The sequence below is a fragment of the Nitrospira sp. BLG_2 genome (genome assembly GCF_049222245.1).
Map to the genome: position 1 here is coordinate 1 of NZ_JBLYIG010000119.1, position 13,395 is coordinate 13,395.

At 53.9% G+C, this 13,395-nt stretch carries 14 protein-coding genes, 1 tRNA gene and 2 pseudogenes; 14 read left to right on the top strand and 3 right to left on the bottom strand.

Translation table 11 applies throughout. The annotated features are described in order from the left end of the window. The 6 genes and pseudogenes from ACOSYY_RS03420 to ACOSYY_RS03445 all read left to right on the top strand — a co-directional run. A partial coding sequence (locus ACOSYY_RS03420) for a ComEC/Rec2 family competence protein (protein ID WP_421660870.1) occupies nucleotides 1-481 on the top strand: 481 nt, incomplete at its 5' end. A gap of 221 nt (nucleotides 482-702) precedes the next feature. After that, on the top strand, nucleotides 703-879 hold the full coding sequence (locus ACOSYY_RS03425) for a YlcI/YnfO family protein (RefSeq protein ID WP_421660871.1): 177 nt from the start codon (nucleotides 703-705) through the stop codon (nucleotides 877-879). A 204-nt stretch (nucleotides 880-1,083) separates the two neighbouring features. Further along, complete coding sequence (locus ACOSYY_RS03430) at nucleotides 1,084-1,335, top strand: hypothetical protein (RefSeq protein WP_421660872.1); 252 nt, start codon at nucleotides 1,084-1,086, stop codon at nucleotides 1,333-1,335. 138 nt (nucleotides 1,336-1,473) lie between these two features. Then, nucleotides 1,474-2,508, top strand: coding sequence for an S-methyl-5-thioribose-1-phosphate isomerase (mtnA, locus tag ACOSYY_RS03435; protein WP_421660873.1), 1,035 nt, complete (start codon nucleotides 1,474-1,476; stop codon nucleotides 2,506-2,508). Between the two features lie 81 nt (nucleotides 2,509-2,589). Continuing rightward, nucleotides 2,590-3,133 (top strand): annotated as a pseudogene (locus tag ACOSYY_RS03440) (integrase core domain-containing protein); the annotation flags it as partial. Nucleotides 3,134-3,205: 72 nt separating this feature from the next. Next, nucleotides 3,206-3,487: an FG-GAP repeat domain-containing protein gene (locus ACOSYY_RS03445; protein ID WP_421660874.1), complete on the top strand. Its 282-nt coding sequence runs from the start codon at nucleotides 3,206-3,208 to the stop codon at nucleotides 3,485-3,487. A gap of 270 nt (nucleotides 3,488-3,757) precedes the next feature. On the opposite strand, the gene ACOSYY_RS03450 is transcribed toward ACOSYY_RS03445, so the two are convergent. Together ACOSYY_RS03450 and ACOSYY_RS03455 are read right to left on the bottom strand one after the other, a co-directional pair. Continuing rightward, nucleotides 3,758-5,053: an MFS transporter gene (locus ACOSYY_RS03450; RefSeq protein ID WP_421660875.1), complete on the bottom strand. Its 1,296-nt coding sequence runs from the start codon at nucleotides 5,051-5,053 to the stop codon at nucleotides 3,758-3,760. 250 nt (nucleotides 5,054-5,303) lie between these two features. Then, nucleotides 5,304-6,110 carry a lysozyme family protein gene (locus ACOSYY_RS03455; protein WP_421660876.1) on the bottom strand — a complete coding sequence of 269 codons (807 nt, stop codon included), beginning with the start codon at nucleotides 6,108-6,110 and terminating at the stop codon, nucleotides 5,304-5,306. Nucleotides 6,111-6,343: 233 nt separating this feature from the next. Between ACOSYY_RS03455 and ACOSYY_RS03460 the strand changes: the two genes are divergently transcribed. The 7 genes from ACOSYY_RS03460 (at nucleotide 6,344) to ACOSYY_RS03490 (ending at nucleotide 12,390) form a co-directional block, all read left to right on the top strand. Further along, on the top strand, nucleotides 6,344-6,862 hold the full coding sequence (locus ACOSYY_RS03460; RefSeq protein WP_421660877.1) for a DUF2314 domain-containing protein: 519 nt from the start codon (nucleotides 6,344-6,346) through the stop codon (nucleotides 6,860-6,862). A 392-nt stretch (nucleotides 6,863-7,254) separates the two neighbouring features. Continuing rightward, nucleotides 7,255-7,677, top strand: a complete 423-nt coding sequence (ndk, locus tag ACOSYY_RS03465; RefSeq protein ID WP_526023273.1) for a nucleoside-diphosphate kinase — start codon at nucleotides 7,255-7,257, stop codon at nucleotides 7,675-7,677. A 285-nt stretch (nucleotides 7,678-7,962) separates the two neighbouring features. Further along, nucleotides 7,963-8,352 (top strand): glycine cleavage system protein GcvH, encoded by a 390-nt coding sequence (gene gcvH, locus ACOSYY_RS03470; protein ID WP_421660879.1) that lies wholly within the window; start codon nucleotides 7,963-7,965, stop codon nucleotides 8,350-8,352. 211 nt (nucleotides 8,353-8,563) lie between these two features. Next, complete coding sequence (locus tag ACOSYY_RS03475) at nucleotides 8,564-9,046, top strand: ComEA family DNA-binding protein (protein WP_421660880.1); 483 nt, start codon at nucleotides 8,564-8,566, stop codon at nucleotides 9,044-9,046. Further along, entirely contained in the window at nucleotides 9,043-10,269 is a 1,227-nt protein-coding gene (tyrS, locus tag ACOSYY_RS03480; protein WP_421660881.1) for a tyrosine--tRNA ligase, read from the top strand. Before ACOSYY_RS03475 ends, tyrS begins: the two co-directional genes overlap by 4 nt. Nucleotides 10,270-10,854: 585 nt before the next feature. Further along, nucleotides 10,855-11,988, top strand: coding sequence for a HEAT repeat domain-containing protein (locus ACOSYY_RS03485; RefSeq protein ID WP_421660882.1), 1,134 nt, complete (start codon nucleotides 10,855-10,857; stop codon nucleotides 11,986-11,988). Further along, a complete protein-coding gene (locus ACOSYY_RS03490) occupies nucleotides 11,989-12,390 on the top strand; it encodes a hypothetical protein (protein ID WP_421660883.1) in 402 nt (133 codons plus the stop codon). Between the two features lie 316 nt (nucleotides 12,391-12,706). Here ACOSYY_RS03490 and ACOSYY_RS03495 read toward each other — a convergent pair. Beyond that, nucleotides 12,707-12,895 (bottom strand): annotated as a pseudogene (locus ACOSYY_RS03495) (IS3 family transposase); the annotation flags it as partial. 157 nt (nucleotides 12,896-13,052) lie between these two features. Between ACOSYY_RS03495 and ACOSYY_RS03500 the strand changes: the two are divergent. Continuing rightward, nucleotides 13,053-13,127 (top strand) — tRNA-Gly (locus ACOSYY_RS03500). The last annotated feature ends 268 nt before the right edge of the window (nucleotides 13,128-13,395 follow it).

The window sequence follows — 13,395 nt, forward strand, 5'->3', positions numbered from 1 at the left end:
TGCGTCGACTCAGCCCTATACCGGGACCATATTGAACAATCTGTCCATTGTCTCACGGCTGCAGTGTGGAACCTATGCCATCCTTTTTGCAGTTGATATTGAAACTGCCGGATTGAAGCGGTTGAACGAAGAAGGATACCAACCGGTGACCGTACTGAAAGTACCCCATCACGGAGCGCGCAGCTCGCTGGATCCGGACTGGATTCGGCAACTCCAGCCACAGTATGCGGTCATCTCGGTTGGTGCGGGTAATCCTTATGGACATCCGGTGGAAGCAGTCCTGGAAGCCTATCAAGATCAGCACATTCCAATCTTTCGCACGGATCGTGATGGAGCGATCTGGGTGACAGGACGGCTCTCGACATCCGAGTTCACGGTAAGCCGCATGCGGGATCTTATTGTGCGACCTGTAGACTTTCCACATTGTCTTTGGCGCTGCGAGTCTCAGAATTGGCACAGACTCGTTCTCCAAATTTCATAACCATCCACATGCCTTCTCTCCAGCTCGCGTCACATTCTCCTCTGGAGGCGCACCTTTCTGTACAAGACGGGTCATGAAGGACAGTTTTTGACTCGCTGCGGGAGAAATGGCTGAGGGGATACGGGAGAAGTGTCGGCATTTTCATACCGGTAATGAGATGCCCGCAAGGCACAGCATGTGCAAAAGTTCCATGAGTACGTTACCCAGAGGGAGTCGCGATCATGTCAAAGCTTGTTCGCATTGTTGTCCAACTTCCTGTCGAGTTGAAGGAGCAGCTCGACGCGCTCAAGCAACAGGGATACACGACGAGTGGTTTCATCCGCGCCACTTTGGAGAGGGAGCTGAATAAGCGCAACCCGCGGCCGGCTCCTGTCGTGAGAAAGGCTGTGAATAAGTGAGGTGATGAGGCATCAAGAATCACAAAGGTTAAACAAGGATGGAAGATCAAAGACCCGGTTCATTCAAGTCAGAGCCGCAGCTTACCGATATATCGGTCTTGTCGGACTATGGTGCTGAGTCACAGCGGCGAACTCGTCTTCTGATGGGTTGTGCATGGGTGAAGCCTATGACTAGACCATCCTCTCAACGATAAGGAATCGGAGATGAGCCCAGATCCCATATGCCATCGGTCTTGGAAAGGGAAGATTCGCGGGTGGGGGGCGATTCTATTTCTTTGTCTTTTGGGAGCCGTGGCGGCAATCGGCGCACGAGTGCTGATTGAGTCAGTCGGTAGTGCCGGGCATGCGCGGTATGCGCCGGCGGGCGTTCCACCTCGGACTGTTTCGCCACGTCATGAATGGGAGCGAGGAGAATACGAACGACAGGATCGGGTTGTGCTGGAGAAGGGGAAATAGAGGATGTGTTCTGGGTATGGTAATTACTTCAGAAAATAACGTTCAGCAATCGGTTACTGATCAACAGAGTTCTCAAAGTCAGCGGTCGCCGTAGATAGGCCTTGCACTTCATCTCTATTCCCGCTAGAAGATCTCACCATGGTTCCCACTGTTGAATGGAAAGACGGCGCTGTCCGCTTGCTCGATCAAAGCAGGCTCCCTGGAACGGTTGAATTCCTCGACTGCCGGGACTACCAAACTGTCGCGGAGGCGATTCGTACCTTGAAAGTTCGTGGCGCGCCGGCGATCGGTGTGACGGCAGCCATGGGTGTTGCCTTGGGGGCGCAGTCGATCAATGCGATGAATTATTCTTCTTTTGCACCGGCAGTCATTAAAATCTGTGATGAACTGGCGGCGACCAGGCCTACCGCAGTGAACCTGTTTTGGGCGATTGAGCGTATGAGGCGAAAGCTGGAATCTCTACAGGCTCAGCCGGTCTCCGCGATCAAGCAAGCCCTCCTGAAAGAATCTCAAGCGGTACTTGAAGAAGATATTGATCTCTGTAAGACCATGGGACGCCATGGAGCGAACCTCATCTCTGATGGGGAAACTATCTTAACCCATTGCAACGCCGGATCGCTCGCAACAGCAGGGTATGGAACTGCCCTCGGGGTGATCCGATCAGCATGGGAACAAGGTAAGAAAATCAATGTAATTGCCGACGAAACTCGCCCTGTACTTCAAGGTTCAAGGCTCACGGCATGGGAGCTCATGCAGGATCAGATACCGGTCACGCTCATTACGGATAATATGGCTGGTTCACTGATGAGGCAGGGGAAGATTCATCTCTGTATCGTCGGCGCTGATCGAATTGCTGCCAACGGGGACGTCGCCAATAAGATCGGGACTTATTCCGTTGCGGTCTTAGCGAAAGCCCACAACATTCCGTTTTATGTTGCGGCCCCTTATTCGACCATCGACCTAAAAACTAAATCGGGCGCCGATATTCCTATCGAACAACGCAATCCTCTGGAAGTCACGACCATCCACGGCAGCCATCCAGTCGCACCCCTAAATGTGGCCGTTTACAATCCAGCCTTCGACGTGACCCCGGCCGAACTTATCACCGCCATCATCACCGAGCGAGGGGTCTTCCAACCCGGCGAGCTCTCGGTACAGTTTCAATCGACGTAGTGTGAGTTCATCCTTCCAAACACTTTCTCTACCCAACTTGACCTCCATCAAGATGTCATCGCGTTGGAAGAACACCAATGTGGCGCCCAAGATACCTTCTATGTGGGGACGCTCAAGGGCGTCGGGCGGATTTATCAACAGACGTTCATTGATACCTATAGTAAGGTCGGGTTCGCAAAACTGTATGACTGGAAGACGCCGGTCACGCCCGCCGATCTCCTGATCGAGTGTTGCGTTCTTGGAGCAGCACGGGATTCCCCTCAACCGGGTCCTCACCGATTGCGGCACGGAGTACTTCGGAGCGCCGGAGCGGCATGAGTATGAACTGTACCTGGCCGTGGAGAACATCGATCGCACCCGGACGAAAACGCGGCATCCCCAGACCAAAGAGAATCTGCGAACGGTTCCACAAGACCATGTTGAACGAGTTCTTCGCGTGGCGTTCCGGAAGAAGATCTATCGGATGCTGGAGGAACTGCAAACCGATCTCGACGGATGGATCACGGAATACAACGAGCAGCGGCCCCATCAAGGGCGGTGGTGTTATGGCAAGACCCCGATGCAGACGTTCGTGGACAGTGTGTCGTTGGCGAAGGAGAACATCTTAGCGGCCTACACTCGGTGAGGACTCGCTATCTGTCAGATGAAGTCTTGACTTATACAACCTACTCGGGAATGGGTTGCCGATATCCTGGAAATGAACGGCAGGGTTCGCTATTGGCGCAATCGAGGCGATGGTCACTTCGATTTACCGCGTCCAATGTCGGAAGCGCCAGCAGGTTTATCGCTCGGAAACCTTGGCGTTCAACTGATAGACGCAGATGGCGATGGACGAACGGATCTGTTGGTCACACAAGGCGCGCTCACTGGGTACTATCCACTGCAATTCTGCGCCGAGTGGAATCGCCGTTCTTTCAAAAAATATACTTATCCACCGAGCTTTGATCCCAAGGAGCCAGAAGTACGATTGATGACCTAACAGGAGATGGGGTGACCGACGTGATTCGATCCGGTTTTCGTCTTGAGTGTTTTTTCAATGACCAACATGAGGGAAGGAAGCCGGGCAACACCCGCCTGGGTCGAGCGGCAAGCACTGAAGATATTCCCCAACGTAAACTTCTCTGACCCACGCGTCAGTTTGCTGATATGAGTTGCGGTCAAAGATCTGTGTCGACGACATGGATTCTCCGAAGCCAGCTACTAGACCTTCCATCGCTTGTGAAAGATATCGTATGTGTCATGGTCACGGTCAATGCGTTTCCGACGACACCCCGGTTGTCCCTTTTCTCTCGTCACGAATCGTGGACAGTGCGATCAACGACAGGACGGCGCACAGGCTGACATACCATCCTGGGGCAAGCGCACTCCCGCTCCGTTCCATCATCACGGTGGCCATCAACGGCGCAGTCCCGCCGAACAGAGCCGAGGCAATATTGTAGGAAATTGAGACGCCCGTGTAGCGGTGCGCGACTGGAAAGAGAGTCGCCACGATGGCAAAGAACGGACCCATATAGGCCGACACGAACATCGTAATCAGGACTTGGGCCGTGACGATCAGTGCGAGATGACCGCTGCTCAGCCAAGAAAAGAACGGGACCGTGCCGAGGGCCAGGCCTGCGGCGCCGGCTGCCAGTACCCATCGGTGCCCGACTCGATCGGAAAGCTTGCCCATCAAGGGAATCAGCACCGCCAATAAGGCCATACATATCGTGTTGATCAGCAAGGCTGTTCCCATCGGGAGGTCGGTCATTTTGGTGAGATAGGTGGGAAGAAACACATAGAAGATATAGAACGCGACGCCATGCAACAGGACGAGACCGATCACTTGCAACAGCGGTGCGCGGTGCGATGCGAGCAGTTCACGGACCGGTGAGGAAGACACCACACCTGCTTGTTGCAGCCGTTCAAAAGCCGGTGACTCGGGAATGCGCCGCCGCAGATACCAGCCGACCAACGCGATGGCACTTCCCGCCACGAACGGGATGCGCCATCCCCACTGTTGAAGATCATCCGATGAGAGGCTCGCACTCGCCCAGGTGCCGACACCGGAGCCCAACAGCGCGCCGATCTGCGCGCTGAACCCGGCCCAACTGCCGATGTAGCCTCGTTCAGCCGGTGCGGCATGCTCAACGAGAAAGGTGACTGATCCGGTGAACTCACCGCCCACCGATAGACCTTGAAGAAAACGCAAAACTGTGAGCGCAAGCGGCGCGGCAAGACCGATCTGGGCATAGGTCGGCAATAAGCCGACAAGACAGGTGGGGAGCGCCATGAGAATAATGGACCAGGCCAAGGCCGCTCGTCGTCCCCTGGTATCGCCCCAGTACCCGAACAGCAGCGCACCCAATGGTCTGGCAAGAAAGCCGACGGCGAACACCCCGAACGTAGCTATTAATGACAACGATGGATCCGAAGCTGGAAAGAAGAGACGAGACAAGACCGGCGCGAAATATCCAAACAGGGCGAAGTCATACCACTCCAGCACATTCCCGATTGCGCCGGCCAAGACGGTCTTCCGTATTGTATTCGGTCCCTCTGAACCCATGAGGACGCCCTCGCACAACAGTGCCAAATTACCGCGGCCACCATACCATGAATGAATATCGGCGCGCGCAGGGGGCCACTGTTGGAGAGTCGTGTGACGGCCATGTGTCTTTTGATGGGGAAGGATCGGACCGATCAGCTCAAATGTTTGGTTCTCTTGGATTGCGACATGAAGACATCAGCCGAACCGACACTTGACGTCAGACGTGTCCAGTCCATCGGGTGGAAGATCTTCCTGTAACTTGATCGCTTCAACGGTGAATACTGGTGGGAATCGAGCCGGCCGCCAATGTCGCAAAGAGACGCTCCATGGCCTTGACTCTCGTCAGATAGGTCTTCACATCATGGTCACCGCAGCGCTGGTGCGGCAAGAGACGAAAGTTCCGCTTTGCATAGTCACGGCCGGCCCCGGCGCCGCAGAGATGGATGACCGCGGCCAGATCCTGCTTCTGTTGGAGCGTTGCCGGCCGCTCTTTCACCGCTTTTGCCACGTGACGGTCGAGGTACGCGGCGGTCAGCTCGATGGCGTGCCCCGGGATGACCCTGGTATAGAAGCTGTTGAACCAACAAGAGTTGAAGTTGTGCCACGGCCCGTCTTCGACGACCACATGGTTGTGGATACAGTAACGTTTTCCTTCTTGAAACGTGCCGTCGGTAATTTGAAACATGCCGACCGCCGTCGAGGCGGGTTGGTACCACTCTAGGGGATTCGACGAGACGAAGCGCCAACGCCAGTAGGTTCGCGCCACGGGATTACCGGAGCCTTCGGCTTGGGCCAAGGCGGCGAGCAGTTCCGGTGTCATAATGGCCGTCGAATGGACCTCGAACAAGTGGCCGTACTCTCGCCACGTCTCGCGCGGGTTCTTGGTGAGCGCATTCTCCACCGGAAAGAATAATTCCGTCGGTTTGTAGAACGCGTGATACGTCCAATTGATACCCAACATGACCACGAAGAGAAGGCTGGCACTGATGGCCAATTGTGCCGCGGGTGGCGTTCGGCCGACGGCCCGTAGAAACAAACAGAGATTCTGCCACCGCCGATGCGCGAAACGCGCCATCGAACCCAGACGAGAATGGCGGGAGTGGTGACGAGTATGCCGGCGTCGGGGCATATCGGCAGCGTAGCAGAAAACAGATAAATTCTGTCAAAGGTTGTGTGCCGGAGTGTACGCCACGCTTCTCTGAAACGCTGAATGTGTGGACGACCTTGCATTGCGGTCCGGACGGGCTCAATATGGCGACGCAACAGCTCACATCATGGACGGTGAGCTGTAGATTCTGGGAGGCTTGCATGCAACGACTCGCGGTGCTGAACCTCACCCTGTTGGCGTTCCTTATCACACCCTTACACCCTTCCGCGTTCCCGCAATCATTCACCGATAAGGCCAAGAAGGACAGTGCCGTCGAGATCAGTGACGAAGACCCTGCGATGCAGAAAGCCATGGAACGCGCCCGGGCGGGCTTGGAAGATTTTCTTCGACAAGCCGGCTCGCCGCCGCCCAACACAGACCATTATTCGGTCAAAGTCAGAGTGAGCGAAGGCGATAACCAGGAATATCTGTGGGTCTCCAACCTGAAAGCACAAGGAGATCTCTGGTCCGGACGGATCGACAACCTCCCGATGATTCGTTCAGTCAAGAAGGGACAGTCGTACTCATTCGCAAAAACGGAAATCGTCGATTGGACCTATATCGATAGGAATCAGAAGAAGGTTTTTGGCAATTTCACCACGTGTGCGCTCCTTGCTAAGGAGCCGCCGGCTGTTGCAGAATCGATTCAGAAGCAATATGGCTTGGAATGCGATCGCTGAAGCCGTACGTCCAAAATTCTCAATCCTTCCATCGTTTCCGATTGGTGGATCTGCTCCATTCATCGTCCTGTCCTCCTGATCGCCACGCTAATCTTCTTTGCAGGAAAATCTGCCTATAACGGCGGGCTCTCTGTTGCCGCTCCACGTGATACATACGGATTGCCCCTAGACGTGCCGCCCCATAACCGATTCTCCGACGTGAGCGACTCTGGATGGGTGGGCTGAGCTGACTGGCGGATGCGGATGGTGAGCGACGGCCGATCGCAAGGCTAATGATCTCGAGGCCGAGTCCTACCATGAAGCCATCGAATGCTTGCAAGGTTGAAGAGGCCCTCCCTATAATGCGTCGCACCGTTGAAATGTGTGCTGAAACTATCTGGAGGAACATAGCGATCATGAGCGAGCGAACGTTGGCCATCATCAAGCCTGACGCAGTGAAGAAAAACGTTATCGGGGACATTATTCACCGGTATGAACAAGCGGGGTTGAAGCCGGTCGCCATCAAGATGATTCATATGTCTCAATCGGTGGCGGAGGGGTTTTATGCCGTGCACAAGGCGCGTCCTTTTTTCGGCAGTCTCTGCGCCTTTATGTCTTCGGGACCCGCGGTTGTTCTCGTGTTGCAGGGTGACAATGCCATCAAGAAAAACCGCGAGCTGATGGGGGCCACCGACCCGGCAAAAGCCGATGCCGGGACGATACGCAACGCGCACGGAACGAACATCGAATTCAACGCCGTGCATGGTTCCGACTCGCCGGAAACCGCGCAATTCGAGGTTGGATATTTCTTCCCCGGCATGGAGATTTTCCGCTAATGTTCTGTGCTGGGCTGCGAGGATCCGACCAAGCTCCGGCCAGTACCATTGAGGAGGAACAGCGCCGGCGCTGTTCCTCTGTTTTTTGTTTTCCCGCATCTCTTGGATCGAACCGATTCAGGTTCAATGGTCTATAATCCTCCCCCCTCGACTCGTTTCTTGACAACGCTGGTCCGGCCCACTACCATTCGGAAGACTCTTTCAGGTTGAGGTCGAGCAGTAGGTTCCCTTTCTTTTCTTAACCTTGGTCTTAACTTCTCACACTGTTCACCGAATGGAGCCGACATGATTCCATCCGATTTGCGATTTCACAAAGAGCATGAGTGGGTTCGTCTCGATGGGAAACGAGCCACTGTAGGTATCAGCGACTTCGCGCAGGATGCCTTGGGCGATATCGTTTTCCTGGATCTGCCAAAAGTGGGCGCCTCGGTCAAGGTCGGCCAACAGATCGGAGAAGTCGAATCGACGAAAACAACGTCCACGATTTATACGCCGGTCAGCGGAACGGTGAGCCAAATCAATATCGCCCTCAAAGATAATCCCGAAGTCGTGAATTCCGACCCCTACGGCAAGGGTTGGATCGCGGTGATCGAGCTTGCCGATCCTCAGGAAACCGATCAACTGATGACAGCGTCGCAGTACGAAGCCTTCCTTGCCAGCCTGAAGAAAGGTTAAGATTCCGGTCGAGGTTGAGTGCCGGAAATCCCTTTCATCACTCATACCCTCGACCAGCGCCTCAACCTTGCCATGGCTATGTCCGATCAAACCCAGACCGCGATTCTTAGAACCAGACCTGGCGGCTCCACTGGGAATCAGCGCAATAGTTTTTGAACGGGATGACATTGGATAGGTTCGCCATTCACCATATTCGGAAGAGGGTAGGCGCATGATTAAGTCCTTGCTTCTGAAACTTGGCATGCTATCCCTGACAATCGGTGTGGTGTTCTGGGCCCGATGGGCTCCACCACCACCGGCTCACGGCAGCCCATCACCGGCCGACAATCAGGTCGTCGCCTCCCGGACTATGGAATTAGAAGCGCGCGAAAGCCGGTCCTCCAGCTCGTCTAGTCAAAACGTACAGGGTCCGAACATGGTGGCCGTTGCGCAGACAGAGCCATTGAAACCGGGGATTCGTTCACGACTCGATCTCAATCGCGCAAGTGCCGATGAACTGGAGACGTTGCCGGGGATCGGCAGCGTGCTGGCTCAACGTGTGATCGCGTTTCGAAAATCAGCCGGACGATTTCAGAAAATCGAAGACCTCCGCGCAGTCAAAGGCATCGGCGCCAAAAAATATGATCGTCTGAAGTCATTGGTGACGGTCTCAGCAGGCGATTCAAAACGAGAGACGGAGCGACGTGAGTCATGAAGGACGTGAGCCAACAATTAGACTTGATCCTACGTGGCGCGGTGGAGTTGATCCAGCAGACCGAGCTCGAGGCTAAACTGAAGCGCTCGCTCGCGGAGAAGCGTCCCTTGCGTATCAAGGCGGGATTTGATCCGACGGCACCCGATCTTCATCTGGGGCATACGGTCCTGATCCATAAATTGAAGCACTTCCAAGAACTCGGCCACCAAGTCATCTTTCTCATCGGTGATTTCACCGGGATGATCGGCGATCCGACCGGCGTATCCGAGACGCGTAAAGCATTGACCAAGGACCAAGTGCTGGACAATGCCAAGACCTACCAGCGGCAGATCTTCAAGATCCTCGACCCGGAGAAGACCCTGATTGAGTTCAACAGTCGATGGATGAAAGAGATGTCGGCGGAAGAGCTCATTCAGCTGACCGCGCACTATCGGGTTGCGCGGATGATGGAACGAGACGACTTCCATAAGCGCTATCAGGAGCAGAAACCGATCAGCATCCATGAGTTCTTGTATCCCCTGGTGCAGGGCTACGATTCCGTCGTCCTCAGAGCCGATGTGGAATTGGGTGGGACGGACCAAAAATTCAACTTGCTGGTCGGACGGGAGTTACAACGTGACTACGGCCAGGAATCGCAGGTCGTGATCACGATGCCGTTGCTGGAAGGAACGGACGGCGTCAAGAAGATGAGCAAGAGCGTCGGAAACTATATCGCGCTGGAAGACAAGCCGGGAGAGATGTTCGGAAAAATCATGTCGATCAGCGATGCTTTGATGCATCGATATTATGAACTGTTGACGACCGAAAGCCTCGAGCGCGTGAAAGCCCTTCACCCCATGGAAGCCAAACAGTCGCTGGCCGAGTTGATCGTGGCGCGTTATCACGGAACGGAAGCCGGGCAGCAGGCGAGAACCGAGTTTAGACAAAAATTTCAGGCCAAGGAATTTCCCGATAAGCCGGATGCGCATGTAGTACTGCAATCGGACGATATGCAGGAAAACGATACTCGGGGAGGTAGTAGTATCAGACTCGCAAAATTGATCACAAAGACAGGTTTGATTTCCAGCGGCAGTGAAGCAAGACGATTGATCATTCAAGGCGGAGTCGAGGTCGACGGTGTCAAAGAGACAAATCCGGATAAGCTCATCCCATTTGAGCGTAATCAACAATGCCGGCTTAAAGTTGGAAAGAAAAAGTTCGCCGTTGCGGAATTTAAACCATGAAACGAAGAAGCAGCTTCCTTGACTTGTGATAGAAAGCCAGCGTACGATCCGTTACAGTGAGCGGGCGTAGCTCAGTGGTAGAGTCCTAGCTTCCCAAGCTGAGATAGGGGATTACTCAAGTTATATTAAAAAATCTGGGCAATCCTCTCTCCCCTCAATGGAACACGCAATTTCGTTCTAGCTTCACTTCATACCATTTCACCTCACTTCAGTTCATTTTGCCGCTCTCATTAACACTGTATTAACACCTCTCCTTAGTGCCCTCATCACCTCTAACATGACCGGCGCCCCCCCGCCGTCACTGGTTTAGGACCCATATCGGGTTTGCAGCACCAGGGCAAAAGAAGTGTGCGGGCGGTGGTCTTATTTTGGTAGTAGCGTGGTAGTAGATGAGGGGGGAAGGACCTACGGCCCAAACCTCGCTCTTCGGATTTTTCATCGTCCTCTTCATCCAGATCAGGAGTGGGAACCACATCAATTGCTTTGTCCATTCGACCGAAGTAGACTAACCCACACTCTTTGCACGACGACCTAGGGCGCAACTGGTTTGTGTCAAACTAGCTCTGAGGCAAAGGGAGGGCCTCCATGCCTGACTACGTCACCCAGCCACTTCAAGGTGCTGCGGCTTTTCTTGAAACCACACGATCAGCACAATTGGCACAAGCTGCACAGCTTCTGGTGTTAGGTTCACAAATAAGAGGAGATGAAGAGGCTTTCCGGGCTAAATCTAATGCACGCGGTTTCACATCAGAATTCTTTTCCCCTGATGTGGTCACAGAACTTGGGATTCCACGTATCCCATACCAAGGAAAGCGCTTTGATCGGCAGGAAAGGACGCCACTACAACCCAGAGAACTACCTCTGACATCGGAAGAAGCGGTAGCAACTCGACAACGAATCCTCCAAGCCGCTCGGCAGTTTCACGCATCGCCTTCTCCATCGACTACGGCGCAACTTTTAGAGGCGAGTCTCCGCTCGCCCGATGCCATTGTACGAGTTGCCGCAGCCTCAAGCTATTTTGATCTAACCACAGACCCGACCGGACTAGTTGAAATTCTCGTGGAGGGAACGCAGAGTAATGATCCTCTTGTTCGAAAAGTAGCGGCAAACGCGCTGGCTCATATTGAGCCCGGACATCAGCGCTTGAAGGACCTCATGACAGCGACTCATTCCGATGGACCGCTGGGTCCGCTTCACACCAGTGTTCTCGTTCACGGAACTTGGGCGAGCACGGAATCCTGGTGGCAACCCGGAGGAGATTTTCACACCTACGTTCTGAATGATGTGTGGAAAGATTTATACCATTCTCCGGATCGATTCGAATGGTCTGGCGGTTACAGCGATGCTGCAAGGAGTCTCGCTGGCGCCGATCTCGCAGCGTGGTTAGTCTCTCATCAAGCCAGTGGGGCGAACCTTATGACTCACAGCCATGGGGGAAGCGTTGCGATGCTTACAAGTCACACAGCAGGAATATCTATGAATGAATTGGTGTTGCTGTCCTGTCCAGTGCATGTGCCGAAGTATGTGCCGAATTTTGAGGCAATGGGCAAGGTCGTGTCCGTCCGAGTGAAAATGGATCTCGTGATACTTGCGGACCGAGGGGGACAACGATTCAATCTGTCGCAGATACAAGAAAACATCCTTCCCATTTGGTTCGACCACAGCGCGACGCATGACATGGCTGTATGGAAACAGCACAACGTTCCGGCAATGCTGTGAATGAGTAAAGTTTTCAGTCGCCTTACCATTTTCCTGGAGTCACTACGTATCAGCGCGCTCTTCTTAGTTTGGCGGGCCACACACTTACAATCAGCAGGAAGAGCGTTGATTCGCGCACTGGAATATGAGGAACCTCTCCGAATGTTGGCGGGAATGCTGTTGGTAAAGAGCAAACAGCGGGCGATACCACTTCTCATGGAAGCCATTCATCGTCGGTACCAGTTACCGATTATCTTGGTCATTCTAGGAGATATCGGTGACGAGACTACACGCCACAAAATACAGGAGTTCACTTATGATCCTGATCCACAAGTCGTACTGGCAGCCCGAGACGCCATGAGGATTCTCGAAGCTCATAGATCAACCCCACCCAGCCATCCTCCGCTAGAGCAGGACGAATGAACCCAGGGGACTTCCTACACCAGCTCATGGGCGAGGATCACAAGATAGGGGTTGCTCAAGTCATGAAGACCTGGGCAATCCCTTCTCCCTTCAATGGAATACGCGATTTCGCTCTAGTTTGACTTCGTACCATTTCACTTCATTTCAGTCTGGTTTGTCGCTCTCGCTAACACCGTATTAACACCTCCCACCATGGACGACGGACGCACCCTCTACTGGTATGAGATTAGGTTCCATATTCGGTTTGCAGCACCAGGACAAAGAGGAGTGCGAATTGAAGTCCCTGCATGGTCAGAGTGCCGACCTCCTCATCGTTTTACTCTGTGATCTTCCCCTGATTTGGTGGATACCGGATGACGCGACAGCCGTCTTTTTCATATTCGGCCGGGGAGCGATAGCCGAGGGTTGAGTGGCGGCGCTGCCGATTGTAGAACACCTCGATGTATTCGAAGATGTCCTGCTTGGCTTCATCTCGTGTGGCATAGTGCCGATGGTCCACGAGTTCCTCCGTTGAGCGTCCCAAAGCACAAAAAAGAGCGAGAGTCATTTATTCAGATCAAGATAGTGGAAAACAGTTCGCCATTGCGGACTTCAGATCCTGAAATGAAAGAACACCTTCCTTGACTTGTGATAGAAAGCCAGCGTACGATCCGTCACAGCGAGCGGGCGTAGCTCAGTGGTAGAGTCATAGCTTCCCAAGCTAGTTGTCGTGGGTTCAAATCCCATCGCCCGCTCCATACCTTGCTTGCCCCGACCGCGAGGTATTTATCGTCTCATCGTGATTAAGGCGAGCGGATAGACACCTTACGTGTTGCAGGAGCCGGGAAGCAAGGTTCAGAGCTGATCCGACGACGGAGTGCGGTTCAAATCCCATCGCCCGCTCCAAACCTTTTCAATAACTTCCTCAGCAAGCTTCCTTCTCTAACAACCTCCGTCACGGTTTTTGTCACGGTCCCGTGTAAATTGGGGCCTCTTCCGTCTTGGCTTGGCTGGTCTCCGAGCTAG